This window comes from Chromobacterium sp. HL1 (genome assembly GCF_057418835.1).
On sequence record NZ_CP162399.1, the window covers coordinates 4,052,096 to 4,079,089 of the forward strand.

At 55.4% G+C, this 26,994-nt stretch carries 27 protein-coding genes and 1 pseudogene; 13 read left to right on the top strand and 15 right to left on the bottom strand.

Annotation, left to right across the window (positions count from 1 at the left end):
* Window positions 1-150: 150 nt before the first annotated feature.
* The gene (locus AB1Z25_RS18490; RefSeq protein ID WP_486635859.1) at window positions 151-2,370 is read right to left on the bottom strand and encodes a S8 family peptidase; all 2,220 of its coding nucleotides are present in this window, start codon (window positions 2,368-2,370) and stop codon (window positions 151-153) included.
* A gap of 19 nt (window positions 2,371-2,389) precedes the next feature.
* A complete protein-coding gene (locus AB1Z25_RS18495; protein WP_486635860.1) occupies window positions 2,390-3,514 on the bottom strand; it encodes an AAA family ATPase in 1,125 nt (374 codons plus the stop codon).
* A 474-nt stretch (window positions 3,515-3,988) separates the two neighbouring features.
* Between AB1Z25_RS18495 and AB1Z25_RS18500 the strand changes: the two genes are divergently transcribed.
* The 7 genes from AB1Z25_RS18500 (at window position 3,989) to arsB (ending at window position 8,284) form a co-directional block, all read left to right on the top strand.
* Window positions 3,989-4,174: an antitoxin PaaA2 family protein gene (locus AB1Z25_RS18500; protein ID WP_486635861.1), complete on the top strand. Its 186-nt coding sequence runs from the start codon at window positions 3,989-3,991 to the stop codon at window positions 4,172-4,174.
* A gap of 194 nt (window positions 4,175-4,368) precedes the next feature.
* Window positions 4,369-4,599, top strand: coding sequence for a hypothetical protein (locus AB1Z25_RS18505; RefSeq protein WP_486635862.1), 231 nt, complete (start codon window positions 4,369-4,371; stop codon window positions 4,597-4,599).
* 2 nt (window positions 4,600-4,601) lie between these two features.
* Window positions 4,602-5,636 carry an SDH family Clp fold serine proteinase gene (locus tag AB1Z25_RS18510; RefSeq protein ID WP_486635863.1) on the top strand — a complete coding sequence of 345 codons (1,035 nt, stop codon included), beginning with the start codon at window positions 4,602-4,604 and terminating at the stop codon, window positions 5,634-5,636.
* A gap of 172 nt (window positions 5,637-5,808) precedes the next feature.
* Window positions 5,809-6,138, top strand: coding sequence for an ArsR/SmtB family transcription factor (locus tag AB1Z25_RS18515; protein WP_486635864.1), 330 nt, complete (start codon window positions 5,809-5,811; stop codon window positions 6,136-6,138).
* 24 nt (window positions 6,139-6,162) lie between these two features.
* Window positions 6,163-6,642, top strand: a complete 480-nt coding sequence (locus AB1Z25_RS18520; RefSeq protein WP_486635865.1) for an ArsI/CadI family heavy metal resistance metalloenzyme — start codon at window positions 6,163-6,165, stop codon at window positions 6,640-6,642.
* A 25-nt stretch (window positions 6,643-6,667) separates the two neighbouring features.
* Window positions 6,668-7,162 carry an arsenate reductase ArsC gene (locus AB1Z25_RS18525; protein WP_486635866.1) on the top strand — a complete coding sequence of 165 codons (495 nt, stop codon included), beginning with the start codon at window positions 6,668-6,670 and terminating at the stop codon, window positions 7,160-7,162.
* 51 nt (window positions 7,163-7,213) lie between these two features.
* A complete protein-coding gene (gene arsB / locus AB1Z25_RS18530) occupies window positions 7,214-8,284 on the top strand; it encodes an ACR3 family arsenite efflux transporter (protein WP_486635867.1) in 1,071 nt (356 codons plus the stop codon).
* A gap of 79 nt (window positions 8,285-8,363) precedes the next feature.
* On the opposite strand, the gene AB1Z25_RS18535 is transcribed toward arsB, so the two are convergent.
* The 4 genes and pseudogenes from AB1Z25_RS18535 to AB1Z25_RS18550 form a co-directional block, all read right to left on the bottom strand.
* A complete protein-coding gene (locus tag AB1Z25_RS18535; protein WP_486635868.1) occupies window positions 8,364-9,185 on the bottom strand; it encodes a hypothetical protein in 822 nt (273 codons plus the stop codon).
* 123 nt (window positions 9,186-9,308) lie between these two features.
* Window positions 9,309-11,246, bottom strand: coding sequence for a hypothetical protein (locus AB1Z25_RS18540; RefSeq protein WP_486635869.1), 1,938 nt, complete (start codon window positions 11,244-11,246; stop codon window positions 9,309-9,311).
* A gap of 79 nt (window positions 11,247-11,325) precedes the next feature.
* Window positions 11,326-12,177, bottom strand: a pseudogene (locus AB1Z25_RS18545) (YifB family Mg chelatase-like AAA ATPase); the annotation flags it as partial.
* A 4-nt stretch (window positions 12,178-12,181) separates the two neighbouring features.
* The gene (locus AB1Z25_RS18550) at window positions 12,182-12,469 is read right to left on the bottom strand and encodes an accessory factor UbiK family protein (RefSeq protein ID WP_107800595.1); all 288 of its coding nucleotides are present in this window, start codon (window positions 12,467-12,469) and stop codon (window positions 12,182-12,184) included.
* Between the two features lie 325 nt (window positions 12,470-12,794).
* On the opposite strand from AB1Z25_RS18550, the gene glnK reads away from it, so the two are divergent.
* On the top strand, window positions 12,795-13,133 hold the full coding sequence (gene glnK, locus AB1Z25_RS18555) for a P-II family nitrogen regulator (protein ID WP_043591378.1): 339 nt from the start codon (window positions 12,795-12,797) through the stop codon (window positions 13,131-13,133).
* 29 nt (window positions 13,134-13,162) lie between these two features.
* Entirely contained in the window at window positions 13,163-14,476 is a 1,314-nt protein-coding gene (locus tag AB1Z25_RS18560; protein WP_107800596.1) for an ammonium transporter, read from the top strand.
* A 121-nt stretch (window positions 14,477-14,597) separates the two neighbouring features.
* On the opposite strand, the gene AB1Z25_RS18565 is transcribed toward AB1Z25_RS18560, so the two are convergent.
* From AB1Z25_RS18565 to AB1Z25_RS18590, 6 genes are all read right to left on the bottom strand, one after another.
* The gene (locus AB1Z25_RS18565) at window positions 14,598-15,041 is read right to left on the bottom strand and encodes a ClpXP protease specificity-enhancing factor (protein WP_486635870.1); all 444 of its coding nucleotides are present in this window, start codon (window positions 15,039-15,041) and stop codon (window positions 14,598-14,600) included.
* A 9-nt stretch (window positions 15,042-15,050) separates the two neighbouring features.
* Window positions 15,051-15,653: a glutathione S-transferase N-terminal domain-containing protein gene (locus tag AB1Z25_RS18570; protein WP_039756141.1), complete on the bottom strand. Its 603-nt coding sequence runs from the start codon at window positions 15,651-15,653 to the stop codon at window positions 15,051-15,053.
* A 150-nt stretch (window positions 15,654-15,803) separates the two neighbouring features.
* The gene (locus tag AB1Z25_RS18575; RefSeq protein WP_107800598.1) at window positions 15,804-16,568 is read right to left on the bottom strand and encodes a cytochrome c1; all 765 of its coding nucleotides are present in this window, start codon (window positions 16,566-16,568) and stop codon (window positions 15,804-15,806) included.
* Between the two features lie 16 nt (window positions 16,569-16,584).
* Window positions 16,585-17,922 (bottom strand): cytochrome b, encoded by a 1,338-nt coding sequence (locus AB1Z25_RS18580; protein ID WP_107800599.1) that lies wholly within the window; start codon window positions 17,920-17,922, stop codon window positions 16,585-16,587.
* A gap of 14 nt (window positions 17,923-17,936) precedes the next feature.
* Window positions 17,937-18,521: a ubiquinol-cytochrome c reductase iron-sulfur subunit gene (petA, locus tag AB1Z25_RS18585; RefSeq protein WP_107800600.1), complete on the bottom strand. Its 585-nt coding sequence runs from the start codon at window positions 18,519-18,521 to the stop codon at window positions 17,937-17,939.
* A 114-nt stretch (window positions 18,522-18,635) separates the two neighbouring features.
* The gene (locus AB1Z25_RS18590) at window positions 18,636-19,382 is read right to left on the bottom strand and encodes a Nif3-like dinuclear metal center hexameric protein (RefSeq protein ID WP_486635871.1); all 747 of its coding nucleotides are present in this window, start codon (window positions 19,380-19,382) and stop codon (window positions 18,636-18,638) included.
* Window positions 19,383-19,697: 315 nt separating this feature from the next.
* Here AB1Z25_RS18590 and rfbB point away from each other — a divergent pair, with 315 nt between their 5' ends.
* The 4 genes from rfbB (at window position 19,698) to rfbC (ending at window position 22,987) form a co-directional block, all read left to right on the top strand.
* Complete coding sequence (rfbB, locus tag AB1Z25_RS18595; RefSeq protein ID WP_486635872.1) at window positions 19,698-20,756, top strand: dTDP-glucose 4,6-dehydratase; 1,059 nt, start codon at window positions 19,698-19,700, stop codon at window positions 20,754-20,756.
* A gap of 87 nt (window positions 20,757-20,843) precedes the next feature.
* The gene (locus AB1Z25_RS18600; RefSeq protein WP_486635873.1) at window positions 20,844-21,248 is read left to right on the top strand and encodes a sugar nucleotide-binding protein; all 405 of its coding nucleotides are present in this window, start codon (window positions 20,844-20,846) and stop codon (window positions 21,246-21,248) included.
* 254 nt (window positions 21,249-21,502) lie between these two features.
* The gene (gene rfbA, locus AB1Z25_RS18605) at window positions 21,503-22,390 is read left to right on the top strand and encodes a glucose-1-phosphate thymidylyltransferase RfbA (protein WP_486635874.1); all 888 of its coding nucleotides are present in this window, start codon (window positions 21,503-21,505) and stop codon (window positions 22,388-22,390) included.
* Window positions 22,391-22,441: 51 nt separating this feature from the next.
* The gene (rfbC, locus tag AB1Z25_RS18610) at window positions 22,442-22,987 is read left to right on the top strand and encodes a dTDP-4-dehydrorhamnose 3,5-epimerase (protein ID WP_474454589.1); all 546 of its coding nucleotides are present in this window, start codon (window positions 22,442-22,444) and stop codon (window positions 22,985-22,987) included.
* Between the two features lie 108 nt (window positions 22,988-23,095).
* On the opposite strand, the gene groL is transcribed toward rfbC, so the two are convergent.
* The 3 genes from groL to AB1Z25_RS18625 form a co-directional block, all read right to left on the bottom strand.
* Entirely contained in the window at window positions 23,096-24,736 is a 1,641-nt protein-coding gene (groL, locus tag AB1Z25_RS18615; RefSeq protein WP_048414165.1) for a chaperonin GroEL, read from the bottom strand.
* 50 nt (window positions 24,737-24,786) lie between these two features.
* Window positions 24,787-25,074, bottom strand: coding sequence for a co-chaperone GroES (locus AB1Z25_RS18620; RefSeq protein ID WP_235086449.1), 288 nt, complete (start codon window positions 25,072-25,074; stop codon window positions 24,787-24,789).
* Window positions 25,075-25,225: 151 nt separating this feature from the next.
* Window positions 25,226-26,329, bottom strand: a complete 1,104-nt coding sequence (locus tag AB1Z25_RS18625) for an MraY family glycosyltransferase (RefSeq protein ID WP_474454590.1) — start codon at window positions 26,327-26,329, stop codon at window positions 25,226-25,228.
* Between the last annotated feature and the right edge of the window lie 665 nt (window positions 26,330-26,994).

Below are 26,994 nucleotides of genomic sequence, written 5' to 3' on the forward strand. Positions count from 1 at the left end.
TAAAACAGATGGATAAAATCCAGAACGCCCTTCCTATCCCTAATAACAAAATGGTGGTTGATTTCTACAATCAATAAAAGGTCATCCATAAGCACAAGCCCCGCTTTGAATACGGGGCCTGGCAGACTAGTACGGTAAAAACCCTCTAAACTATGTCCGAATCGGAAGCGAAACTTGCGGTTGAATTGGCGTCAAAATCGAGGCATAGCTACGTAGGATTTCATTATAAAGATCGGCATGCTTCGGCGCCTCCAGAGTAAGGACAAGGGCATAGCGGATTTTTTCAGCACCCGAAGTAGAAGCTCCTCCCTCTCTAGCATTGTAGTGAATATCAAAAACAGGAGCATTTAATGAGCTACCACGCATATTATGCTCTGCATGCATGACGGTTTCCCACTTACCCATATCAGACCGTCGCTCTTCTTCCGTCGCATATGCCTTCTTTTCAAAAAAACTTTTTGAGTTAGCATTTGCCTTGCCCGGTTTAACCTTCCCATCGTGAGGACGGAAAGTAATCTCCAAACCTGCACGGGTATAAGAAGCTGCATCTTGCGGATCAACTGAAGATGCATAACAGAAGGTTGCTTTTAATTTAACAGACCCAGTCAATCCCCCATGCGGTAATGGCAATGAAGCACGAAGATACTTCCCTGGCTTCAGCTCTCCTTGATAGATTACACGCGCAACACCATCAGGACATGTAATCAGGCTCATGACGTCTTCAGGTATCTTACCCCAACCCACCTCTTGCTTATCATGTCCATTTTGGTCAGCTCCATGGACAAGCAGCGCTTTTAGCGCCAAAGGAGAAAGCTCTCGACCAAGAATTGCTCGCATACCAACAGCACTACGCAACAGATAGGGGGCTGCAAAGCTAGTCCCAAGCAATGGAGCAAGGGCTGGCTTTTTATTAGGCACTAAGGCATGAAAATACTTCCCACTTGCATCCCCCCCGAATGCCATAAGATCAGGCTTAACAACCCCAGGACTACGACCAGGACCAATAGCACTATATGAGGCACGCTCCCAGCCATGATCAGTATTACTAGCAGCACCAACGGCCACAGAATTTACACAGTCAGCAGGAACTTGTACACGAGCAAAGCCACACTCCCGATCTCTCTCACCATTATTACCTGCAGCGACAGTCATAAAAGTGTCGCCATCACTCAGTAAATCATCAATAACAGACGTCCACGCATGAACATCGGCATCCTCAATTGGCAAGTCTGGGCCAAGGCTAAGATTGATAAATTCATATTGTCGAGATAGCAGAACCTGCTCAATCAAGCCTAAGGTTCGATATAACTCCAATGGGTCTTCACTACACATTCCCTGATCGAGCACTCGCAAGTGGTCTGCATAAGCATATGGCCGCTGCGCGACCCCACCAGGAGTAATGGGACCAAATAGAAATGCCGAAGTTACAGCTAGTCCATGCTCCAATCCATTTGGATCTGCACTAGCATCTGGGTCCAACTCGCGGTAGAGCCCTACCCACTGTGCCAATGGATGCTCGTCCGGCAAACCTCCATCCAAAATCGCGACTTTAGGCTCACTTGACAAAGGTTGCTCAAGAGGCAATTGGCAGTGAACATCAATCGAGCTAGCACGCTGAATTGGACGCAAACTACGTAAAGGAGGAACGGGTCTCACAACACGTATGAAAGAGAAATCGGCAATTTTCTTTATTGCACTCAACTCTCCCTCAACCGGGACAAACCAAAGATTTCCCGCCGTAAATGCAAGGTCACTATACACCTCAATACCAAGCTTTGATGCATAGCCTACCAGGCCCGAACGGATAAAGCTGGAATCAACGCCAGGAAATAAATGCACGCCCACTTCAAAAAAACGATTTTGCTCATTAGCATACTCAACCACACGAGATGATGCAGAAAATGAGGCAAAACTCTCGATATGTGTCAGATCATCAGCTTCATCAGATTCTGGCTCTACCGCCTGCATCCAGTTTTGTAAATTTCTAAATGCATGCCGTTTTCCTGCAACAAACAGCTCAGTAGTTGAACATTCCCTTGTCGGATCTTTCTTAGTCCATTTTTCAGGCTTAATAGTAACTGCCCGACTTCCAATCGAAGTCAGCCCAATGTCTCTTAGTAGAGCCGAAGGGAAGTATGACTTTGCAATGTAACTAGGATTAAGCGTTAATAGTGCCACACCAAAGTCAGCAGGGCATGCTTCCTTAGGCAACAGATCTAAATCCAATGCAACCTGATTAGCCAGTGGAGCCAAGCGCTGAGTTGCCTCTCCCAAGGTATAGGCAATGGCCTTCCCTGGCATTCGTTTTGGACCAACAATATCCCGTGTCAGCAGTTCACCACGGCCGATCAAAAAGTTTCCTTGGCTCACACGTCACCCCCTTTTCGTCTTAGGTTTTTTCTACTGTGTATTTACGGATTGTGTCGCGACTTACACCTGTGATATCGGAAATTGTATGCTGTGATAGCGTAGAATTCTTAGCCATCTCAACTGCCATTTTAATTTTAAGTGTCCTATCAAGCTCACTTGCTCGCTGTCGTATGAAATCTCTTACCAAGTCAGAATCCGACGCAGTACCTAATGCCAGTGCTCGACGAAACCGCTGTATTGCACGATCAATATTACTAAAAGACTCTCCTTGGAATGCAAAAACTAGCAAATCAAGCCAACGAGCAAACAATGGAAAATCTGGCCCCAGATAACGTGTAATAGCGGCTTTGACTGCTAGTGGACCTGGCAATTCAAATGGTACAACCAGATCAAAACGACGCCACAAAGCGGGATCAATTAATTCAGGATGATTAGTAGCTGCCAGTAGCAATCCCTCGGCCGGCCATTCATCCACCTCCTGAAGAATCACAGTAACTAGCCGCTTCAACTCCCCAACATCAGAATCATCGCTACGGCGCTTGGCAATTGCATCAATTTCATCGAGCAACAACACACACGGGGTCCGCTTGGCAAAATCCAGCGCAGTACGCAAATTACTGCCACTCCTCCCAAGTAGGCTGCTCATGACTGCAGTAAGATCAAGTACATACAAAGGCACACCTAGCTGAGCAGCTAGCCAGCGAGCCGATAGTGTTTTTCCTACCCCTGGCGGGCCAACAAAAATGGCTGAACGTGTGGGCTGCAACCCCAACGATATCAGCCTAGTGGTCTGATGGCGCTCTTCAATCAGCTGCCCAAGCGTTTCCTCCAACCCAGCTGACAAGAGAGGGGCTGCTTGCGTGGCATCCTCACGAAATACTTTCAACAAAGACAATCTAGATTCGTCATCAACAGGTAGTGGATGCTCTTCCATTACCTTCGGTACAACTTTACGTAGCGGCTTGCTCGCTCGGGCCGGCTTTGCTCGTAAAAGCAGCTCCATTTGCTCAGCGACTGCAGGCTCACGCTCCCGATACTTGCGGACCAGCCTCGCCACAAATAAGCGAACGTCTTCACTTTGCTCCCCGATAGCAAGCCTGGCAAGCTGGGCTAAATCCGCATAAACTTCTTTAGTTTCGCCCATGATGTGTGCAACCCATTGAATTTTAAGTAAATTTTTTCATAGAAAAATGGACTACTTATTTTCTCATCAATTTATAGTAAAAGAAAGAGCGAAATCCACCCCCTCACCAGTCAACAGAGGCAAGTCCAACCTGCAGGTGAGGTACTATTCGCCACCGCAAGGAGGAACAACACATCAAGAATGGAGGAGCACGCGAGGAGGCCGCGCACACAGGAAAATCGCCAGTACTTGCGTACTTCGGCGTTCAGGCGTCTGCGAGTTGCGAGTCAAAGAAGCCAAGACGATTGGGGCACTAGAGGTGGGGCAGACGAAGACAATGTCTTCTAAAACATGTACGGACCAACACTACCTGTGGACTGCGCCGGCTCGTAGGCATCCCTGCCAGGCATCCACTTTGCACACATCCGCTATACTACTGACCCAGAGCACAAAGTCGATACCATTAGGTCATTATCCTGGAGACTAGGACACCCCATGCCGAAGCCCGACCTCCCCCTTCCTGCTGCCTCTACACCTCAGCCAGCTACCTACGACGCCTATTTTCGCAGCGCAGTCCAAGCGGCTCTGGACGATGCGACTCCGGGCATCCCACATGAGAAGGTCAAGCACGATTTTGCCATTAAGCGGGCAGCATTACTGACACGGCAAACTCTCAAATGAGGGGCTTGGCAGTAGTGCAAGCACAGGCAAGGCTCAAAGAACAAAGCAATAAGACCAAACAAACAACCTCAAGCGAAAAATGTCTTCATCATGATTGACCATGCCGCAATCGCAGTCTACAACTGCAAAAACTCCCTGACTTCGCCTGGGTGACGTGGTAAGTTTCAAGACCACAAAATGATGAGGACAGTTACATGTCAGATCTTCTGAAAATGACTGACGGTCCGAATGTACTGGAGATCGCTTATCGTTCTCTCCAAGGACAACCAAGCGCCCCCTTTTCTCCAGAACAAGCCGCGGATACGTATGATAAGTGGTTCACGGCACCGACTATTACAACTCTCCACAGGCCCATTGAGCGCTTCTCACTGACCGATCCAACCATCCGTACCTTTACCGCGACAACAACGGACGGCAGCACCTGACCATGCCGGGCTGGAACAGCGTCCTCCAGGAAATCAACAAAAAGCAGGCCAATGGTCAGCAAGCCGTTGACTTGGTGCGTCGCCGTTACATGGAGAGGCTGCAGCGCTATACAAAACGCAATGTAATCGCCTACTACTCCGCCTGGCTATCCCGCCCGCCACAGACGCCGAACCTAGACATTGGCGACGATGACAAAAATGGACTCATGACTGCAGTCCATCGCTTGGACCGCACCCGTGGGGTGGACTTGATCCTACACACCCCAGGGGGCAACATCGCGGCAACCGAGTCTCTAGTCGACTACTTATGGCGAATGTTTAGCCACGACGTACGAGTGATCGTCCCTCAAATTGCCATGTCGGCAGGCACGATGATCGCTTGCTCGGCCAAGTCCATCGTGATGGGTAAACAGTCCAGCCTCGGTCCCATCGATCCCCAATTCAATGGGATTGCTGCTCAAGCTGTCCTTGATGAATTCCAAATGGCGGTAGAAAGCATTCAGCAGAACCCAAATTGCGCTCCGCTTTGGCAAGCCATCATCGGGAAATACCATCCAACCTTTCTCCTGGAGTGCCATCAAGCGATTGATATGTCACGCCAAATGGTCGCCTCATGGCTAGTCAGAAATATGCTGAGTGACCATGCGGATCCCAACGAGAAGGCGACGCAAATTCTCAACGTGCTGGCAGATCATGCACACTCCAAAACCCACGCTAGGCACTTGTCGATAGAGACCTGCCAGTCGATTGGACTCAATGTTGAAGTACTGGAGGATGATCCCAAGTTGCAGGATTTGGTGCTGACCATTCACCACGCTTTCATGCATACCTTCGCACGCTCGCCCGCAATCAAAATTATCGAAAACCATCTAGGTGTCGCAACGGTGCTGATGGAAGGCATCCCCGCCATTGGGCAACCGTTCATGCTAGGAGCGATGCCAAACCTCCTCCCTCCTGCACCAACTCAACCTGTAGTACATCTGGCCGCAGCCGAAGCAGCCTCCCCTCCATCCCCACCGACTAACCAGTCTCAATAGTGCCGTCATACTCAAAACGATTGGCCAGCATGGTCTAGAGCAAATTATGAAAATTATGGTAATCCAATAATTATGAGTTTCCCATAATTTCCCATAAACGGGCGCGCGCATCGGCGATGCCCCTGTACAGCTTGACTCTCACCTTCATTTCGATAAATATAGAAAAATGGAAATGAAAAACGCTGTCACCCTCTTGGCCGCCCTGGCGCAAGACACGCGCCTAGCGATCTACCGACTGTTGGTTCAGCAAGGCCCCGAAGGCCTGGCAGTCGGTCAGATCGGCGAACGACTCGCCGTAGCCAATGCCACGCTGTCCTTCCACCTGAAGGAGCTGTCTCACGCCGGCCTGATCCAGGCTCGGCAGGAAGGCCGCTTCATCTACTACTCGGCCAACTACGAGCAGATGAACGGCCTGTTGGGCTTCCTGACCGAGAACTGCTGCCGCGGCGAGGCTTGCACGCCGGCGAGCAGCATCTCGCCCTGCGATGGCGCTTGTTCGTAACGAATCACTATCGGGAGTTCGATCATGAAACGCTTTCACATCCACGTCGCGGTAGCCAATCTGGAAGACAGCATTCGCTTCTACTCGGCGCTGTTCCACGCGCAGCCCACGGTACAGAAGACCGATTACGCCAAGTGGATGCTGGAAGATCCACGGCTCAACTTCGCGATCTCCAGCCGCGGCGCCACCACCGGCGTCGACCATTTGGGCTTTCAGGTGGACAGCGAGGAAGAACTGGCGCAGCTGCAGCACCAGTTGCAGAGCGCCGACATCAGCATGCTAACGCAGACGGGTACCGCCTGCTGCTACGCCGAATCGAACAAGCACTGGGTCACAGACCCCACTGGCATCGCCTGGGAGAGCTACCAGACGCTGGCATCGATCCCGACGTTCAACGGTGGCGAACCCGCAGCCGGCGAACCGGCCAGCGCCTGCTGTGCGCCGAAGATCGCCGTCAAGATCACTCCCAAAAATACCTGCGCACCTGGTAGCGACTGCTGCTGAGCATCGCTAAAAAAGGAAACCTGACATGAACCAAGCCACGGTCAATGTGTTGTTCTTGTGTACCGGCAATTCCTGTCGCTCCATCCTGGCTGAGGCGGTGTTCAACCACCTGGCGCCGATGGGCTGGCACGCGATGAGCGCCGGCAGCCAGCCGACCGGCCAGGTTCACCCACACTCGCTGGCGCTGCTGGCGCGAGAAGGGATCTCCATCGACGGCTACCACAGCAAATCCTGGGATCACCTGCCAGCCACGCCGGACATCGTGATCACGGTATGCGCCAGCGCCGCCGGCGAAACCTGCCCGGCGTATCTGGGCCCGGTCCTGCGCAGCCACTGGGGCGTCGAAGATCCGGCTCATGCAACTGGCAGCGATGAGGAGATCGACGCGGCCTTCTTGGTGGCCTATCGCATCCTGCGGGCACGGATTGAGACCTTCCTGGCCCTGCCGCTGGATGCGCTGCGCCAGAACCAGTCCCAACTCAAAGCGGCGTTGGATCGAATCGGTACGCTGCATTCCTGACGCTGCATTCTCGGCAGCGCGCAGGGTCGCCCCCATCCCACGGAGAATGACATGTCCACCCCATCTGAAGTCGCCCATACCTGCGCCGCCGGCACCTCGCTGAGTCTGTTCGAGCGCTACCTGACCGCCTGGGTTGCCCTCTGCATTGTGGCCGGCATCGGCTTGGGGCAGGCCTTCCCCGGCCTGTTCCACGCGATTGGCAGTTGGGAAATCGCCCAGGTCAACTTACCGGTTGGCCTGCTGATTTGGGTGATGATCATCCCGATGCTGCTGAAAATCGATTTCGGCGCACTGCATCAGGTCAAGGCGCATATCAAGGGCATCGGCGTCACCCTGTTCATCAACTGGCTGGTCAAGCCGTTCTCGATGGCCTTTCTGGCTTGGCTGTTCATCCGGGTATGGTTTGCGCCACTATTGCCGGCGGCGCAGCTGGACAGCTACATCGCGGGCCTGATCCTACTGGCGGCCGCGCCGTGCACCGCCATGGTGTTCATCTGGAGCCGGCTGACCGGCGGCGACCCGTATTTCACGCTGTCCCAGGTCGCGCTGAACGACCTGATCATGGTGTTCGCCTTCGCGCCGCTGGTCGGCCTGCTGCTGGGTGTTTCCAGCATCTCCGTGCCGTGGGCCACGCTGCTGACTTCGGTGGGGCTGTATATCGTGGTGCCGGTGCTGATCGCGCAGGCAATCCGCAAGACGCTGCTGGATAAAGGTCAGGCCGTATTTGATGCCGCCATGCACCGGATCCAGCCGTGGTCGATCTCCGCGCTGCTGCTGACTCTGGTGCTGCTGTTCGCTTTCCAGGGCAAAGCTATCCTCCAGCAGCCGCTGGTGATCGCGCTGTTGGCCGTGCCGATCCTGATCCAGGTGTTCTTCAACTCGGCGCTGGCCTATTGGCTCAACCGCCAGGTTGGAGAAAAACATTCGGTGGCCTGCCCATCGGCGCTGATCGGCGCCTCCAACTTCTTCGAGCTGGCCGTCGCGGCCGCAATCAGCCTGTTCGGCTTTCAGTCCGGCGCCGCTCTGGCCACAGTGGTGGGCGTGCTGATCGAGGTGCCGGTGATGCTGCTGGTGGTGCGCATCGTCAACTCCAGTAAGGACTGGTACGAACGCACAGCCTAGACATCGTGGTGGCTACCGCACCAATTTGATTTTATGCAGTCACCTTACCTTCGCTAATGCTTCTGTCCATAGCAAAAATTTAATCCGCGCAAAGCGTCTGAACAAACATTTCTGCCCATTTCAGCGAGTCAAACACCATCGGTTTTAGGATGGGTTTGGTGCCATGAACATCGCCCATTTTTGAGCGAAGCATTTGCATCACAAATGCACCTTGGTTCAGCGCACCTTTGTAGTTCTGAGCTAGCCGCGTGATCGCTACATCTTCCCAACCCAGATCCCTCAGCTGCTGCTCAATAGCCTGCAAGATCTGCCGGGCTTCCAGCGCTCGATTGCATCGTTCTTGGAACGATGCGTTGGTCGGATCACCCAAACTTAACGTCGCATAGACGCTGGATGTCACCGTATCCACCGCGCCGCATGCCGCAGATATCGCTCCGCCCAGATCGCCATCTCGATAACGCTGCGCAGCCTTAAGCAGATCAACTCGTGGGGCATTGGGGACTTGTGCCAGGTCAGCAGGATCATAGACCTTCAATTGGATGAGTGTGCTACCGACCACCCCCCAGCCATGACGGGACAGGGTCTCCTCAAGCCGGTCCTGAACGTCCGGCTGCCGCCGCAACAATTCCTCCAGCACAATGGTCAAAAATCTGACTCTTGCAGGCTCGCTCAGAGTCTTCAGCACCCCATCTATCGCCGTTAAAAGTTGGCCCTTTGTCGCACCTTGATTTGGCTTCTGATCCAGATGAGCAAGCGTACACATATCCAGTCCGGCCAGACCTGCCATTACCTTTATGTCATTAAAACTTACTTCACCTAGGAATGCCCGAATTGCCCCCCAAGCTTGCGAATAAGTCCTTATATCTTCCATGGTTAGTGACTTTCTTTGCTGTTTTTCCACTTGCAGATACCAGCTCTAGCAGCAGGCAAGAGCAAGGTGATTGTTTCCCTATACCTTCTGCTCTTCCCTGGAGAGGACATAGAGTAAGAGACCCAAGCCCACCCCTTGGCCGGCCGCGGCCAGTCAGGCAACAATCTCGCTCATCAGCCGCCCTGGACCATCAGAGAAGCTTGGCAACAGGTCGTCTATCCGGTTCAATAGAGATGCGCTCCATACTTTCGGGTGCGAAGCGGTCAGGATCTCTTCGCTGGGTGACGCCACACCATCGACGGAATCAGGCTTGCGTGGGCGCTTGGATTTCGAATTGGGATGTTGGACGCGATCGGCTTTGATCTTGCTGAATAAGGCTTGTGCCCGCCGATATTCGTCGTCCTTCTTCCATTTGTTTTCGATATCCGGCCAGCGGCGCCGCAAGACAGTCAACTGCAGCAACTCATCCAGCACCTCATCATCCATCCACTGGAACTCAGGAGTATGGACCAACAATGTGCACTGCCCCTTGGGCTCGGTTGGCCCTAACTCCATTTCCATCAGGTAAAAGAAAGGACCATCCTGCCCCAACTTGATCTCCGCGCAGATCAATTGCCGCCGGCGCCGTCCAGCATTCGCCTCATCTATCCAATGCCAGCGCGTCCGAGACCCAATCGGATCGGGAAAGAAGGTAATCCAATGCTGACCAGCGCGAATACCCTCACCCCCTCTACGGGTTTCAATCACCCAGCTGCGCGCACGAGTTCGGCGCTGCAGATAGTCCAGTACATCTAGGAACTGTTCGAGATTGCGTCCTACATCTTCCGTATGATTCAGAAAGTCACTGACGCCCAAATTGCCCTTGGCCTCTTCAGTCTGCTGGCCTTCGTTCATGGTCAGCGTACTGACCGGAACATCAATGTTTCCACCAGGCTCGTTGGCTCGCAACGGTGCCTTGGGCCTGCGATGATGGAAAGTGAGTTGCTTGAAACCCGCAAACGGACTGCCATGTTGCAGCACAGCTAGCCTTGGAAGACGGCCGTCAGCAGGTACATCGTCCACCAGCAGATCCTCTTCATCATCCTGCAACAGTGGGTTGAAATGAGGAGGCCTGACACCCGTTGGCGCTCCCCCAGCCATGACTTCGACCGCCCACGGTTCATCGCTTTCCAGAACCACGTTGCTGAATTCCAATGGATGCTTGCATTGCACAATCTCCATCGCAAACATCGCCCATTCCTGCTGACCACCACGCTTGTACAGGCACATGCGCTTCCCTTCCACCATCAGGGTGGTTTCATCTCGGAAGGGGAACCTCGCATGAACGGCTAAGGGTTTTTGCAGTTCCAGAGGGCTAAGCTGATTATTGGCATTTACCGTAGCGAGATGCTGGTGAGTGCCAAACAAGGCTTCCCGGGCCGAACTCGACGCCACCGCGCGACCTAAAACAAACGATTCCGTTCGGCTAAGACGGGTCTTGACCTGCAACACCGGCCAAGTCTCCTCCATCCTGACTCGATTCCAGTCGACATATTTGTCCAACCGACCCGACAAGGCACCAGTGAGGAAGCGCGAGGAAACACCGACATAAAAACGAAGGAGCTCAATCGCCGGTACAACCAGCCACTGGACCATTGGGTTGCCGATTACGGGAACGATCGCATACCGGGACGCGGCCAATATCTCGCGGTTATTGGCTAAATAGAAATAATCATCCGGTAAGACGGAGGGAATCGAAACGCCATTCAACGTTACTGCTTCGTCCAAGGCTACATACTGGGCCTTGCTGACATCGATATGGAAAACTTCAGGCGATTTACTTTGCGGACGGTAGATACATCTGCCTTCATGCCACACCGTACCGACTTTGAATGCTCGGAGTAGAGCGACATGGATAGGGAAGAGCAGTTGGACACCAGGGAGAACCGCACCCCTTTTATAGGGATCGTTCACACGTCCTGGCGCGATACCGGAAAAATGCACCGTCACTCTGGTTCCCAGCTTTGCACTGGGCTTGATCGGTCCAATTCCGTCTACACGCCAAATTCCAGGATGCTTTTTTGCCAAGCGCTTGAGAGGAAAGATGGCCATGATCTGCAATCAGCATTAACAGATAACGACCAATATTCTCATTGAATATTGCTTATTTGCAAATATTTGTAGAATTTACACCGCCGCCCACCAGCGCCACCGCGGACGCGGTATGGTGCGGTGAGCGGAACGGCCTTACGCCCCAATCGTCCAGCGCGAAGCCGTCGGTCCCCAAGGAGCGCACGGCGGCGCTTTCCAGCGCCTCTTCGTCCGGCATGCCGGGCAAGATGCCGGGCAGACGCGCGGCCAACATGGATTTGCCGGTGCCGGGCGGCCCCATCATCAAAAGACTATGCCGTCCGGCCGCGGCCACTTCCAACGCGTGGCGCGCCAGCGGCTGGCCTTTGATGTCTTGTAGATCGGGGTAGTCCGGGGCCGAACGAGGCAAACCGCCTTCTGGTCGATACGGTACCAGCTCGGAGAGGCCGTTGAGAAAGGCGCAGGCTTCCACCAGAGTGCTCACGCCGTACAAGGGCATGCCTTCCAGCACCGCGGCCTCCTTGGCGCTGGCCATCGGCAAGATGAAGGCGCGCCCCGCTTCCCGCGTCCGGCACGCCATCGCCAAGGCGCCGCGGACCGGCCGCAAGGCCCCGGTCAAAGCCAGTTCTCCCGCGATCTCATACTCCGCCAAACGGGGGCAACGCACCTGTCCGCTGGCCGCCAGAATGCCGATGGCGATGGGCAGATCGAAACGGCCGGAGTCCTTGGGCAGATCGGCCGGAGCCAAGTTGACTGTGATTCGCCGGGCCGGAAACTCAAAACCCGAGGTTAGAATCGCCGCGCGCACACGCTCCCGGCTTTCCTTCACCTCAAGGTCAGGCAGGCCGACAATGGTGAATGCGGGCAAACCGTTGGCCAGATGCACTTCCACCGCGACCTCGGGCGCTTCCAATCCTGCCAGCGCCCGGCTTGCCACCACGGCCAGCGTCATATCGCTAGGAGTGGCCGAGTTCTGATTGCGCTTCTACCGCGGCCTGCGTTTCCTCCGGGAATACCTGCGCCTCCAGGCGCGCCAGCTTCAGCTCCAGCTGCGCCAGCTTCTCCCGGGTGCGCACCAGCACCTCCTGCTGCACGTCGAACTCCTCGCGCGTCACCAGATCCATCTTGCTGAAGGTGGAGGCCATCATCGCTTTGACGTTTTTCTCGATGTCCTTGGCCGGGCTGGCGGCGATGGTTTCGCTGATCTTGTTGCCGATTTCCTCAAACAGCTTTTGGCTCAACATGACGCGGCTCCTTATGAGTAAGTGATAACAGTGCAGAGTGTAGCAAAAAGCCAAGTCCGCCACCCGCCGGCGCGCACCCGGCCTAGAGCGATCCGGCCAGGCCCCTCCCCTGACGCCACAGTGCTTGCGGCACCAAATCAGTGCGGCCCGCCACGACCCCATGCACCGGGAAAGTGCCAAAACGGCCAGTACAGGCCTTTTTTGCGTTGCAACATGATCTTAGGGTTTTCTTTTGCGCCAATCAGGCCTGGCACGATTCATGCGTATCGACGCTACAGCAGCGCTCATCTCAAGCCACCGGATCATCAGACCCTAAGGAGCAGTCATGAAACTCGTTTCCGCCATCATCAAGCCCTTCAAGCTGGATGAAGTCCGCGAAGCCTTGTCCGCCATCGGCGTGCAAGGGGTCACGGTTACCGAAGTCAAAGGCTTCGGCCGTCAAAAAGGACACACCGAACTCTATCGCGGCGCCGAATACGTGGTGGACTTCCTGCCCAAGGTCAAGCTGGAGATTGCCATAGACGACGCTTTGCTGGATCAGGTGGTGGAAGCCATCGAAAAGTCCGCCCGCACCGGCAAGATCGGCGACGGCAAGATCTTCGTCTACGACCTGGAACAAGTGGTGCGCATCCGCACCGGCGAAACCGGCGCCGACGCGGTCTGAACCGCGATAGAGACACAGGGGAAACGACAATGAAAAAACTGCTCGCAACCATTCAGCTCGCCGGCTTGAGCCTGGCGGCTCCGCTGGCCTTGGCCGCCGCGCCGGCGGGTCCGGCGATTGCCGACGCCAAGAGCATCAGCGCCGGCGACACCGCCTGGATGCTGATCTCCACCGCCCTGGTGCTGTTCATGACCATTCCCGGCCTGGCGCTGTTCTATGGCGGCATGGTGCGCAAAAAGAACGTACTGGCGACGCTGATGCAAAGCTTCGCCATCACCGCGCTGATCACGGTGCTGTGGGCGGTCATCGGCTACAGCCTGGCCTTCACCGTCGGCAGCCCCTATCTGGGCGATTTGAGCCGCGTGATGCTGGACGGCATGGTTTACCTGAAAGAGGCAGGCAAACTGGCCGTGCACCCGCTGGCCGGCACCATTCCGGAATCGGTGTTCATGACCTTCCAGATGACCTTCGCCATCATCACTCCGGCGCTGATCACCGGGGCCTTCGCCGAGCGGATGAAGTTTTCCGCCATGCTGGTCTTCATGGCCTTGTGGTCCTTGCTGGTCTACGTGCCGGTGGCTCACTGGGTCTGGGCGCCGGGCGGCTGGATGGCGGACAAGGGCGTGCTGGACTTCGCCGGCGGCACCGTGGTGCACATCAACGCCGGTATCGCCGGCCTGGTGACCGCCTTGGTGCTGGGCAAGCGCGTCGGCTTCGGCAAGGAGGCGATGCCGCCGCATAACCTGGTGCTGACCCTGGTGGGCGCGTCCATGTTGTGGGTGGGCTGGTTCGGCTTCAACGCCGGCTCCGCCGCCGCGGCGGACGGCCGCGCCGGCATGGCGATGGTCACCACTCAGCTCGCCACCGCCGCCGCCGCGCTGGCCTGGATGTTCGCCGAATGGCTCACCAAGAAAAAGCCTTCGGTGCTGGGTATTGCCTCGGGCGCGGTCGCCGGCTTAGTCGCCATCACGCCCGCCGCCGGCTTCGTGGACGTCAAGGGCGCGCTGATCATCGGCCTGGCGGCCGGCGTGGTGTGCTTCTGGGGCGCCACCGGGCTCAAGCACATGCTGGGTTATGACGACTCCCTGGACGCCTTCGGCGTGCATGGCATCGGCGGCATCCTGGGCGCGCTGCTCACCGGCGTCTTCGCCGTCAAGGAAATCGGCGGCGCGGAAGGCAGCCTGGCCGCGCAAGCGCTCGGCGTCGGCGTCACCGCGGCTTATTGCGCCGTCGTCACCTTCATCTTGCTGAAGCTGATCGATATCGCGATCGGACTGCGCGTCGCGGAAGACGAAGAGCGCGAAGGGCTGGACGTGATCCTGCACGGGGAGCGCGTCGAATAAATCCGGATTTTCTTGTTGTGGTAAGGGACTTGGGGCGCCGCTGGCGCCCTTTTTTTTGGGAAAGCCTCCCATGAAAAAGCCGGCCCTGACGGACCGGCTTTCGCTTGCGGAGTTGAAACCGCTATTTAACGATGCGCAGGCTGGGGCGGCCCGTCGGCTTGGCCGGCGCATCCGGCTCGGACGGCGCTTCCGCCGGCTTGGCCTCCTCGTCGGCCGCCACCGGTTTCAGCGTCGGCGCGGGCGCTTCCGTCTCGCCCAACTCCACCTCGAATCCCATGCCTTCGCCGGTTTCCCGGGCAAAAATCGACATCACATTGCCTATCGGCACCCAGATGTCGCGGGACACGCCGCCGAAGCGGGCGGAAAACGACAACCAGTCATTGTCGATACGCAGATTCTTGGTGGCCGACAGACCGATATTCAGCACGATCTCGTTGTTTTTCACGTACTCGCGCGGCACATCGGCACGCTCGTTGACCCATACCACCACATAGGGCGTGAAGCCGTTGTCGCCGCACCACTCGTGCAGCGCTCGGATCATGTAGGGCTTGGTGCTGGAGCTCATTGGCAATCCTTATTTGCGCATGGCCTTTTCGGACGGCGTCAGCGAGTCGATAAAGGACTGGCGCTGGAAAATACGCTCGGCGTACTTGAGGATAGGCGCGGAGTTTTTGCCCAGATCGATATTGTAATGCTCCAGACGCCACATCAAGGGCGCGATCGCCACGTCGATCATGGAGAAATCGTCGCCCAACATGAACTTCTGCTTGGCGAAAATCGGTGCGATCGTGGTCAGGCCGTCGCGAATGGCTTCGCGAGCCTTGTTCGCTTCCTTGCCGGTGGCGCCGGCTTCCAGCGCCTTCACATGGATGAAGAGCTCGTTTTCAAACCGGTAGAGGAACAGACGGGCGCGCGCGCGCATTACCGGGTCAGCCGGCATCAGCTGCGGGTGCGGGAAACGCTCGTCGATGTACTCGTTGATGATATTGGATTCGTGCAGGATCAAATCGCGCTCGACCAATACCGGCACCTCATTGTAGGGGTTCATCACCGCCAGATCTTCCGGCTTGTTATGGATGTCCACATCAATGATTTCGAAATCCATTCCCTTTTCAAAAAGCACGATGCGGCAACGCTGGCTGAACGGGCAGGTAATTCCGGAGTAAAGAGTCATCATGGCAGGAGGAAATCCTTAACTAACAATGGGTTGATTCAGCTGGACATTCTAGCACTTTCCGTCCACCAATTTCCAGCACCGCATCATAAGCCAATGATTAAAAAGAAAAAAGGCGGATTTCTCCGCCTTGATCAAATCAAGCAACCGGGCTTAATGCACGTCGCGCCAGTACTCTTTCTTCAGGAAATACGCCAGCGGCAACAGCAACAGCGACAGGAACATCAACACGACATAACCGATCTGCTGACGCTTCACCTGAGCAGGTTCGCCCACATAGACCAGGAAATTGGTCAGGTCCGCCATCCGCTTGTCGAACTCCACGGTATTGGCTTTGCCGTTCTCCAGCTTGGTCAGGGTGCCGGCCTTGATCAGCTCCAGCTTGTGCTCTTCGTGGCCTTCCGCGTTCTTCTCGGTCTTCAGCACCTGCTCGCCTTGCCATTCCCAGAAGATGTGCGGCATGCCCACCTTGTCGAACACCGCGTTGTTCCAGCCAGTCGGCCGGCTCGGATCCCGGTAGAAGCCACGCAGATAACCATACAGGTAATCTGCGCCGCGGGAACGCGCGATCAGCGACAAGTCCGGCGGCGTGGCGCCAAACCAGGCTTGAGCGTCCTTCTTGTTCATCGCGATATTCATCGGATCGCCGATTTTGGCGCCCACCGGTAGCAGGTTCGCCTTGATCTGCTCTTCGGTCAGGCCGATATCGGTCAGGCGGTTGTAACGCATCGCGCTGGCCGAATGGCAGGACAAGCAGTAGTTGGTGAAGATCTGCGCGCCGCGTTGCAGGCTTTCCGTATCTTGAATATTGATCGGCGCCTTGGGCAGCTTGGGGCCTTCGCCGGAAGCCAGGGCCGTAGCGCTGAACGGCAGCGCCAGCGCCATGGCCGCGATCAGGTGGCGGATTTTGCTTTTCATGAGTCCTCTCCCCTTTTTACACGTTCATGGCGAATACGGCGGCGGCCACCACGGTCACCACCACCAGCACCGCAAACCGGATCTGACGCTTGGCGTTGGTATCCGTCACCCGCGTCGGCACCGGGATGCTGCCTACATCGTTCTTGGTGTAGAACGGCATGCCCAGGAAGAAGACGAAGTAGACGAACGAGAGCACCTGCGCGATCACGGTGCGGGCATTGGTGGACGGCAAAGCGCCCAGAATGCCAAGACCGATGAAGGACACGATGAACAGGACCAGCATGAACTTGAACTTGGGACCGCGGTAGCGGATGGATTTCACCGGCGAGCGATCCAGCCACGGCAGGAAGGCGATCAGCACCACTGCCGCGCCCATCGCGATCACGCCCCACACCTGGGTGCCCAGGAAGGACGGGATGGCGCGCAAGATGGCGTAGAACGGCGTGAAGTACCATACCGGCGCGATATGCGGCGGGGTCTTCAGCGGGTCCGCCTGGTCGAAGTTGGGCTTCTCCAGGAAGTAACCGCCCATTTCCGGCATGAAGAAGACAATGGCCGAGAACACGATCAGGAACACCACCACGCCCAGCACATCCTTGACGGTGTAATACGGGTGGAAGGGAATGCCATCCAGGGGAATGCCCTTGTCGTCCTTCAGCTTCTTGATCTCAACGCCGTCCGGGTTGTTGGAGCCCACTTCGTGCAAGGCGATCAGGTGAGCCACCACCAGCGCCAGCAGCACCAGCGGCACCGCGATCACGTGCAGCGCGAAGAAGCGGTTCAGCGTGGCGTCGGACACCACGTAGTCGCCGCGGATCCACACCGACAGGTCCGGACCGATTACCGGGATGGAGCCGAATAGGTTGACGATCACCTGCGCGCCCCAGAACGACATCTGGCCCCAAGGCAGCAGATAACCCATGAAGGCTTCCGCCATCAGGCACAGGAAGATCAGCGTGCCGAACACCCACACCAGTTCGCGCGGTTGCTTGTAGGAACCGTAGATCAGGCCGCGGAACATGTGCAGATAGACCACCACGAAGAACATCGAGGCGCCGGTGGAGTGCATGTAGCGGATGATCCAGCCGCCGGCCACATCGCGCATGATGTATTCGACCGAGGCGAAGGCGACCGGAATGCCGGCGCCATTCAAGGTGCCGTCCGGCTTGTAGTTCATGGTCAGGAAGATGCCGGTAACGATCTGGATCACCAGCACCAGCATGGCCAGCGAACCGAAGAAGTACCAGAAGTTGAAGTTCTTCGGCGCGTAATACTCGGTGACGTGCTCTTTGAGCATCGACGATAACGGAAAACGTTCGTCCACCCAGTTGAGCAGCTTTTGTCCTTTAGTCATGTAGCCCCCTCAGCTTATTTGTCTTCGCCAATCAGCAGGCGGGTATCGGACAGATATTTGTGCGGCGGAATTTCCAGGTTCTTCGGAGCCGGCACGCCTTTGTAGACGCGCGCGGCCAAGTCGAACTTGGAACCATGACAGGGGCAATAGAAGCCTCCCACCCAGTCCGGGCCCAGATCGGCGGGCGCGATGTCCGGACGGTGGGTCGGCGAACAGCCCAAATGCGTGCAGATGCCGACGGCGATCAGCAGCTCAGGCTTGATCGAACGGTGCTCGTTCTGGCAATACGTCGGCTGCTGATCCATTTCGGACTTGGGATCCACCAGCTTCTCGTCCAGCTTCGGCAGGTTTTTCAATTGCTCCGGCGTGCGGTTCAGCACCCATACCGGCTTGCCGCGCCACTCGACGTTGATCTTCTGGCCCGGCTCGATCTTGCCGATATCCACCTCGACGGGAGCGCCGGCGGCCTTCGCCCTCTCGGACGGGAAGAAACTCATCAGAAACGGCGTCGCCACTCCGGCCGCCGCCACACCACCAACAGCGCTGGTTGCAACCGTCAGAAAGCGACGGCGCCCCGCATCGACTTGTTGTTCACTCATTACAGTCATCCTCAAACGTGGAAACCGAGCCCAAAACTGCCTGATTTTACCCGATTCCGAGTAGGGACTTGAAGCTTCTATGCAAATAAATTGGCCGAAGCCCTGCCTAGCCGCCTAAACCGGGTTGGAAATGTCTACAAATTCAACACTTATGCCATGAAGCTGAGCCAGGCGCTCGCCCAAAGCCTTGATGCCAAAACGCTCCGTGGCGTGATGCCCCGCAGCAATGAAAGCCACATCACACTCCATTGCCATATGATGATTTTGCTCGGACGCTTCGCCGGTGATGAAGGCGTCCACGCCCAGATCGATGGCTTCGGCGAAAAAACTCTGCGCGCCGCCGGTGCACCAGGCTATGCGCGAAATAGGTTTGTCCGCCCTGCCCAACAACAAAGCCTCGCGCCCCAGACGAGCGGAAACGTGTTCACGGAAGTCACTCGCACTGCCTCCTCGCCGCCACGCCCCATGCCACAGCAACCCCTGTTCACCGCCCTGCCCCTGGGCCTCCAAATCCAGCACCTTGCCCAACATCGCGTTATTGCCCAGCTCCGGATGCGCGTCCAAAGGCAGGTGGTAAGCCAGCAAGTTAAGATCATGCTCCAGCAGCGTCTTGACCCGCTGGCGCTTCATTCCGCAAATCCGGGCGTCTTCGCCCTTCCAGAAATAACCGTGGTGCACCAGCACGGCGTCCGCTCCGCGCGACGCCGCGGCATCGATCAAAGCTTGCGAAGCGGTGACGCCGGTCACCAGCTTGCGCACCGCCTGCCGCCCTTCCACCTGCAAGCCGTTAGGCGCATAGTCTTTGAAGCGCCAGGGCTCCAACAAGGCATCCAGGGTGGCGATCAGATCATTCAATTGCATCAAATTCATTTCCTTAATATTGGCGATGGCAATAGATTTGTCAGCTTGCACCTACGAGACGCAGGCTTTACCGTAGAGCCAAGAAAACCGGTAAAATCAGCGGCAAGGAGTGGAGCCCACAACACAGTCCTTCCTTGAGGCACACCCTGCCTAGCTCTCGGTTACTACAACAAAAACCTATTTGTAAGATTTTACTTAATTTTGAAGATGGCTTTCCGGCACACTCCCACTCAGTCAGTGGTGCATCAGATGGCGTAAGGCTAGCAAGAGGACACAGCCTCTTTGCATGAATAACATAAAGACTAGGAATATCGCATGACCATTCTTGTTACTGGCGGGGCCGGCTTTATCGGCGGCAACTTTGTGCTCGACTGGCTGGCCGGTCAAAATGAAACCATTATCAATCTCGACGCCCTGACCTACGCCGGCAACCTTGATACCCTGCACTCCGTCCAAACCGACTCACGTCATGCGTTCGTCCACGGTAATATAGGCGACCGGGTGCTGGTGGAGCGACTACTGGCCGCACACCAGCCCCGCGCTGTGATCAATTTTGCGGCAGAGAGCCACGTCGACCGCTCCATCCACGGCCCCGGAGACTTCATCCAGACCAATATTGTTGGTACCTTCAACATGTTGGAAAGCGTGCGCAGCTATTGGAACGGCCTAGACGCTAAGAGCCGGGCCGCATTCCGCCTCCTGCATGTTTCCACCGACGAGGTCTACGGCACGCTATCGCCGGAAGACCCACCATTCGCCGAAACCAATCGTTACGAACCCAACAGCCCTTACTCAGCGTCCAAAGCTGCGTCAGACCATTTGGTGCGCGCCTGGCACCACACCTACGACTTGCCGGTGCTGACCACCAATTGCAGCAACAACTACGGCCCTTATCACTTCCCGGAAAAATTGATCCCGCTGGTCATCCTCAACGCGCTGGCGAGCAAACCGCTGCCGATCTACGGCGATGGCCAACAAGTGCGCGACTGGCTGTACGTGAAAGATCACTGCAGTGCCATCCGCCGCGTGCTCGATGCCGGCGCGCCCGGCGAGACCTATAACATTGGCGGCTGGAACGAAAAAACCAATCTTGACGTGGTAAAAACCATCTGCGCTATTCTGGATGAGCTGAAGCCGCGCGCTGATGGCGCCAGCTATGCCGCGCAGATCACCTTTGTGCAGGACCGCCCCGGCCACGACCGTCGCTACGCCATCGACGCGCACAAACTGAAACGCGAGCTGGACTGGAAACCGACTGAAACTTTTGATAGCGGCATTCGCAAAACCGTGCAATGGTATCTGGACAATTCCCAGTGGGTGGACAATATCAGCAGCGGCCATTACCGCGACTGGATCCGCCAACAATACGGCTAGCCCACATGAAGTGTACCCTGATCACCGGCAAAAACGACCAGGCCTGCCATGAGCTGACGCGCGTGCTGGCGCCGCTGGGCAAACTGATTGCGCTGGACCGCGCGGCAACGGATCTGGCAAAGGCAAGCACCACCCTATACATATTGGATACACGGTGCCCCGACATCATCGTCAATCCCACTACAAGTCCACAATCGGTATACAACCTCTCCAGGGCAAGGAGAACAGGCTGCGCGAGGGACAAGTTCACGCCATCTTATCCTGTGCACCAGCAAAGTATTCGGCGCTCACAGCTCCAGCCTTCTCAAAACCATGCTACGCCTGGCCGGCGAATGTACCGAATTGAAGGTGGCTGCCGACCAAATCCGCACACCGACTTTGGGGGCTTTGATCGTGGACATCGCCGCGCAATGGATCCGTCACGATCTAACCGAGGGCAAGCGTGGCCCTTTCGATGCTTACCATCTGGCGGCTATCGGCGAAGCCAGCTGACACGGCTACGCGCAGCACTTGTCGAACAAGCGGACAAATTCAGCTTCCCGCTGACGTCGACGCCAGATGCCGTACATGGCATCCCGACTGAGGCCTATTCGATGCAAGTCAAATACCCGGCCAACTCGCGCCTCGACTGCAGCAAGTTGCAAGTCGCGCTTGGCATTATGCCCCCTACTTGGCACAAGGCGTTGACGATGCGCTCACCGTGCGATGGCAGCAACGACAAGCAGAACTAAACTAAAGGAACATCTATGAGCAAGGCTCGCAAAGGTATTATCCTCGCAGGAGGCTCCGGCACCCGGCTCTACCCGGCAACCATATCCGTTAGCAAACAACTGTTGCCGATCTACGACAAGCCGATGATCTACTACCCTCTGACCACGCTAATGCTGGCCGGAATCAGAGAAATACTGATCATCTCGACGCCGCAGGACACTCCTCGCTTCGAACAACTGCTGGGAGACGGCAGCCAATGGGGTATCCGCCTGCAATACACGGTACAACCAAGCCCAGATGGTCTAGCTCAGGCCTTTCTGATCGGAGAAGACTTTCTGAATGGGGCTCCCTCCGCACTGGTACTCGGCGATAACATCTTCTACGGCCATGACTTTGCAAGTCTCCTGCAGGATGCAGACTCACAGTCCCGGGGTGCTAGTGTTTTCGCCTATCGGGTGAACGATCCTGAGCGTTATGGCGTAGTAGACTTCGACAGTAAAGGCAAAGCGATGTCGATTGAAGAAAAACCTATGCAGCCCAAGTCCCATTACGCTGTTACTGGCTTGTATTTCTACGATGAGCAAGTTGTCGACATCGCCAAAACCATCCGTCCTTCTGCACGCGGTGAACTGGAAATAACGGACATCAACAATGCATACCTGAAACAAGGCACACTCAATGTGCAGACCATGCGCCGCGGCTATGCCTGGCTTGATACTGGCACTCATGAATCTATGCTAGAAGCCAGCCAGTTCATCGCCACCATCGAAAGCCGCCAAGGGCTGAAAGTAGCCTGCCCAGAGGAAATCGCTTACCTTTACAGCTGGATTGATAGCAACCAGGTTAAACGGTTGGCACAACCATTGCAAAAAACGGGCTATGGCCACTATCTGCTCTCCATGCTAGAACGAACTATCTATTAATATCTTGGATGCCGTCGGACCATATAGTCCTGCACGGCAAGGCGGCACAGCATGAGCATCATTTCCACCGCGATACCTGACGTAAAGATCATTGAGCCAACTGTTTTCGGTGATAACAGGGGCTTCTTCTTTGAAAGTTTCAACCAGCAAAGATTCGACTGTGGCGTCGGATATCCGGTGAAATTTGTACAAGACAACCACAGTGCCTCATGCAAGGGCGTTCTCCGTGGACTCCACTACCAACTTGAACCTCATGCTCAGGGAAAACTTGTACGCGTGGTCACAGGCTCTGTATTCGACGTCTCAGTAGACATCCGACCTAACTCTCCTACATTCGGGCAGTGGATAGGTATAGAGCTCTCTGCCGAGAACAAACGCCAGCTGTGGATTCCGCCAGGCTTCGCCCACGGCTTCCTCACCCTGAGCGATAACACAGAGTTCCTATACAAGACCACCGATTACTGGTTCAAGGAACTGGAGCGCAGCATCGCCTGGAACGACCCCACGCTAGCAATCGACTGGCCGCTGCAAGAAGCGCCGCAGCTGTCTGCCAAGGATCTAGAGGCGCCGCCATTCTCCTCCCTGATCACCATCTGACTTGCGGACTCAAATAAACAAGAGCGGCCTGGATAGCATTGCTATCCAGGCCGCTTTCTCTTGGCGCCGATTACTTTGCAACAACCGGCCTAATCAACGACTGATTGATTACATCATGCCGCCCATACCGCCCATACCACCCATATCCGGCATGCCAGCCGCCGGCTTGTCTTCCGGCAGTTCAGCGATCATGCAGTCGGTGGTCAGCATCAGGCCAGCAACCGAAGCCGCGTGCTGCAGAGCGGAGCGGGTTACCTTGGCCGGATCCAGCACGCCCATTTCCAGCATATCGCCGTACTCGCCGCTAGCCGCGTTGTAACCGAAGTTGCCCTTGCCTTCCAGCACCTTGTTCACCACGACCGACGGCTCTTCGCCGGCGTTCTTGACGATCTGGCGCAGCGGCGCTTCGATGGCCTTCAGCACGATCTTAACACCGGCGTCTTGATCGGCATTGTCGGTTTTCAGGCTGTCCAAAGTGGAGCGGGCGCGCAGCAGAGCAACGCCACCGCCAGCCACAACGCCTTCTTCCACAGCGGCGCGGGTAGCGTGCAAGGCATCTTCAACGCGAGCCTTTTTCTCTTTCATTTCCACTTCGGTGGCAGCGCCAACCTTGATCACCGCAACGCCGCCGGCCAGCTTCGCCACGCGCTCTTGCAGTTTTTCGCGATCGTAATCGGAAGTGGCTTCTTCCATCTGCTTGCGGATCTCGCCCACGCGCGACTGGATCTCGGCCGCTTGGCCGGCGCCGTCGATGATGGTGGTGTTTTCCTTGCCCACTTCAACGCGCTTGGCTTGGCCCAGCATTTCCAACGAAGCTTTTTCCAGGGTCAGGCCCACTTCTTCGGCAATCACGGTGCCGCCGGTCAGGAAGGCGATATCCTGCAACATGGCTTTGCGACGATCGCCAAAGCCCGGGGCTTTAACGGCTACCACTTTCAGGATGCCGCGGATGGTGTTGACCACTAGAGTGGCCAGCGCTTCGCCTTCCACGTCTTCTGCGATGATCAACAGCGGGCGGCCGGACTTGGCCACTTGCTCCAGAACCGGCAGCAGATCGCGGATATTGGAGATTTTCTTATCGAACAGCAGGATGAAGGGATTGTCCAGAGCGGCAATCTGTTTGTCCTGGTTGTTGATGAAGTACGGGGACAGGTAGCCGCGGTCGAACTGCATGCCTTCAACCACGTCCAGTTCGTTGTTCAGGCTCTTGCCGTCTTCAACGGTGATCACGCCTTCCTTGCCCACTTTTTCCATGGCATTGGCGATGATGTCGCCGATGTCGGAATCGGAGTTGGCGGAGATGGAGCCAACCTGAGCGATTTCCTTGGTGGTGGCGCACGGCTTGGCGATCTTGGCGATCTCACCCACCAGCGAGGCAACGGCCTTGTCGATGCCGCGCTTCAGATCCATCGGGTTCATCCCGGCGGCAACGTACTTCATGCCTTCCAACACGATGGCTTGAGCCAGCACGGTGGCGGTGGTGGTGCCGTCGCCAGCCACGTCGGAAGTCTTGGAAGCGACTTCTTTCACCATCTGCGCGCCCATGTTCTCGAACTTGTCCTTCAGTTCGATTTCCTTGGCGACGGATACGCCGTCCTTGGTGATGGTCGGCGCGCCGAAGGAGCGGTCCAGCACCACGTTGCGGCCTTTCGGGCCCAGAGTCACTTTAACGGCATCAGCCAGAATGTTGACGCCGGTTACCATCTTGGCGCGAGCGGAATCACCAAACTTTACGTCTTTAGCAGCCATTCTTTAAATCTCCAGAATTCTGAGTAGGGGAAGTTCAGATGTGGGTCGGATTACTCAACGATGCCCATTACATCTTCCTCGCGCATCACGAGGACTTCATCGCCGTCAACCTTGACGGCCTGACCGGAATACTTGCCGAAAATGACTTTGTCGTTAGGCTTCAGTTCCAGCGGACGGCGCTCGCCGTTCTCCAGAATCTTGCCATTGCCGATGGCCAAAACGATGCCCATATCCGGTTTTTCTGCGGCTGCGCCCGGCAGAACGATGCCAGAAGCGGTTTTTTCTTCAGCCTCGAGGCGCTTGATAACAACACGGTCGTGCAAAGGACGAATTGCCATGGATCTCTCCTGTTACAGTGGCTGTTGAGAGTGGAAACCTGTGTGAGTTGAGGCGAGCGTTAGCACTCACCTGCTGCGAGTGCTAATGATAGGGACGAGCGGGAGGGTTTTCAAGAGCCTGCCGTAGCTATTTTCGACAGGCCCAAGAGCGTCATGGGCGAGCCGACTTGCGAAGCAACATCCAGCGCGGAGTACGGAAACGAACAATCATACGATACAGGTAGATGTAACTGGCGATGAAGACCAGTACAAAACCGATGAGCACAGGAGTGTTGTTCCAAAAAAGCATTGCTGGCACGACCGAAAAAGATGAAAGAGCCCAGAGATAGGGGGATGTCAAGCTGTTACGCTGAGTCAAATGCGCAGCATCCTTTGAGCCGACCATCCATAGCACAACACGCTTATAAATAACCTGATGCAGATGCAAAGCGTCTGGATAACCAATTGCGCGTCGCTGTAGAAATTTTCTGCGATACATAGAAAAAACTGTCTCAAATACAGGGTAGATCACGCACAGCAGAGGAAACCAAGGAGAAACTTCAACATGACGCTGCACTAGCAGGACGGAAATTTCTGCGATCATAAACCCGACGAGATAAGCACCACCATCCCCTGCAAAAATCAATCCTCGTGGAAAATTCCAGAATAGAAAGCCCGCAACCGCCCCAATCATAGCAAAGCAGATCCCCATTAATTCAAAGTCCTGCACTTTAAATGCCACATAGGCCATAGCAAGAAAAATAAACACGGCAACAACCCCAGATAAACCATTGTAACCGTCAATGATATTCACTGCATGTGCAACCCCTCCAACAGCGATAACGGTCAACAATAGTGAAATCAACCACCATTGTTGCAACAGCGCATCCACCCAAGGAATACCTACCCTAGAGAGCCCTGCTTCAATCAAAAAAAACGCAACGCCCCCTGCTACAAAAGTAGCTAGCAATCTAGGCCATGGTCCTATCTTCTTAGTAAGATCTTCAACAAGGCCAGCACCAAAAGCTGGAATGGACGATATCAGCAACAAAACTGGAAGCAAAGACCCAGTCAAATATTTCAAGAGAAAACAGCCCGCACAGAGCCCTGCCATCACAGGAACCCCCCCAACTCTTGGAACGGGCTTTGCATGAAACTTTTGAACACCGCTCAAATCATGATCAGCAGAAAACTGCTCATGAAGGTGGATGTAGCGTATTAAAAGAGCTCCTAAAAAAAAAGCAACAACTGTCGAAAACAATAGTATCAATAACATACAAATGCCCAAAATTTTAGGAGAGATCTAAAACCAAACCACGCTTGCAGATGGCTAGCCAATATTCATGCAAGCCTGGCGGCCCTTGAAACGACATCATTCACAACCCTCCCTTGAAACATCGAAGCGCCTCATAGCAATTACACACAAAGATAGACATATGCTTTGATCACAATTTACTTTAATGCACCCCATAAACAATTACTAACTCAAACACCTATTCAAAACTGAATGATGGTTAGCAGACCTTCAATACGCCCCCAACACTAAAATGGGGTAATGCAAAACGGCCTCGAGCTCGCACTATAGAAATCGCAAGCCTCGGAAAGCTCTCCACACAACCAACGAACGGGATGAAAAAACAGTCAAAACTGTTAAAAAACAGCTATAAAATATGCAACAAAATGTTGACCATTAAAATACTCGCCTGCCAGCGCACCTACATAGGGAGAAACCATACCTCTAAAACAATAGAAACGGCCCCGCCAATTACCAAAAACTTAGCACCTCAGGCCAGCTCCCTCAGATGTAAATCATTCCGGACAATATCCACACCACAAAAGCCCCTCTCCTTCCTGTCAGGGACAAATAATCCATTTTGCTCCCTTATGTCAACTTATCTGCGCCTTCCAGCAAGCAATTAAACCCAAATCCACACTAAGCAC

Excerpts from the sequence above, each read along its gene's own strand:
- AB1Z25_RS18495 (WP_486635860.1), bottom strand. The coding sequence starts at position 3,514 with ATGGGCGAAACTAAAGAAGTTTATGCGGATTTAGCCCAGCTTGCCAGG.
- AB1Z25_RS18500 (WP_486635861.1), top strand. The coding sequence starts at position 3,989 with ATGCCGAAGCCCGACCTCCCCCTTCCTGCTGCCTCTACACCTCAGCCA.
- AB1Z25_RS18505 (WP_486635862.1), top strand. The coding sequence starts at position 4,369 with ATGTCAGATCTTCTGAAAATGACTGACGGTCCGAATGTACTGGAGATC.
- AB1Z25_RS18510 (WP_486635863.1), top strand. The coding sequence starts at position 4,602 with ATGCCGGGCTGGAACAGCGTCCTCCAGGAAATCAACAAAAAGCAGGCC.
- AB1Z25_RS18515 (WP_486635864.1), top strand. The coding sequence starts at position 5,809 with ATGAAAAACGCTGTCACCCTCTTGGCCGCCCTGGCGCAAGACACGCGC.
- AB1Z25_RS18520 (WP_486635865.1), top strand. The coding sequence starts at position 6,163 with ATGAAACGCTTTCACATCCACGTCGCGGTAGCCAATCTGGAAGACAGC.
- AB1Z25_RS18525 (WP_486635866.1), top strand. The coding sequence starts at position 6,668 with ATGAACCAAGCCACGGTCAATGTGTTGTTCTTGTGTACCGGCAATTCC.
- arsB (WP_486635867.1), top strand. The coding sequence starts at position 7,214 with ATGTCCACCCCATCTGAAGTCGCCCATACCTGCGCCGCCGGCACCTCG.
- AB1Z25_RS18540 (WP_486635869.1), bottom strand. The coding sequence starts at position 11,246 with ATGGCCATCTTTCCTCTCAAGCGCTTGGCAAAAAAGCATCCTGGAATT.
- AB1Z25_RS18550 (WP_107800595.1), bottom strand. The coding sequence starts at position 12,469 with ATGTTGAGCCAAAAGCTGTTTGAGGAAATCGGCAACAAGATCAGCGAA.
- glnK (WP_043591378.1), top strand. The coding sequence starts at position 12,795 with ATGAAACTCGTTTCCGCCATCATCAAGCCCTTCAAGCTGGATGAAGTC.
- AB1Z25_RS18560 (WP_107800596.1), top strand. The coding sequence starts at position 13,163 with ATGAAAAAACTGCTCGCAACCATTCAGCTCGCCGGCTTGAGCCTGGCG.
- AB1Z25_RS18565 (WP_486635870.1), bottom strand. The coding sequence starts at position 15,041 with ATGAGCTCCAGCACCAAGCCCTACATGATCCGAGCGCTGCACGAGTGG.
- AB1Z25_RS18570 (WP_039756141.1), bottom strand. The coding sequence starts at position 15,653 with ATGATGACTCTTTACTCCGGAATTACCTGCCCGTTCAGCCAGCGTTGC.
- AB1Z25_RS18575 (WP_107800598.1), bottom strand. The coding sequence starts at position 16,568 with ATGAAAAGCAAAATCCGCCACCTGATCGCGGCCATGGCGCTGGCGCTG.
- AB1Z25_RS18580 (WP_107800599.1), bottom strand. The coding sequence starts at position 17,922 with ATGACTAAAGGACAAAAGCTGCTCAACTGGGTGGACGAACGTTTTCCG.
- petA (WP_107800600.1), bottom strand. The coding sequence starts at position 18,521 with ATGAGTGAACAACAAGTCGATGCGGGGCGCCGTCGCTTTCTGACGGTT.
- AB1Z25_RS18590 (WP_486635871.1), bottom strand. The coding sequence starts at position 19,382 with ATGCAATTGAATGATCTGATCGCCACCCTGGATGCCTTGTTGGAGCCC.
- rfbB (WP_486635872.1), top strand. The coding sequence starts at position 19,698 with ATGACCATTCTTGTTACTGGCGGGGCCGGCTTTATCGGCGGCAACTTT.
- rfbA (WP_486635874.1), top strand. The coding sequence starts at position 21,503 with ATGAGCAAGGCTCGCAAAGGTATTATCCTCGCAGGAGGCTCCGGCACC.
- rfbC (WP_474454589.1), top strand. The coding sequence starts at position 22,442 with ATGAGCATCATTTCCACCGCGATACCTGACGTAAAGATCATTGAGCCA.
- groL (WP_048414165.1), bottom strand. The coding sequence starts at position 24,736 with ATGGCTGCTAAAGACGTAAAGTTTGGTGATTCCGCTCGCGCCAAGATG.
- AB1Z25_RS18620 (WP_235086449.1), bottom strand. The coding sequence starts at position 25,074 with ATGGCAATTCGTCCTTTGCACGACCGTGTTGTTATCAAGCGCCTCGAG.
- AB1Z25_RS18625 (WP_474454590.1), bottom strand. The coding sequence starts at position 26,329 with ATGTTATTGATACTATTGTTTTCGACAGTTGTTGCTTTTTTTTTAGGA.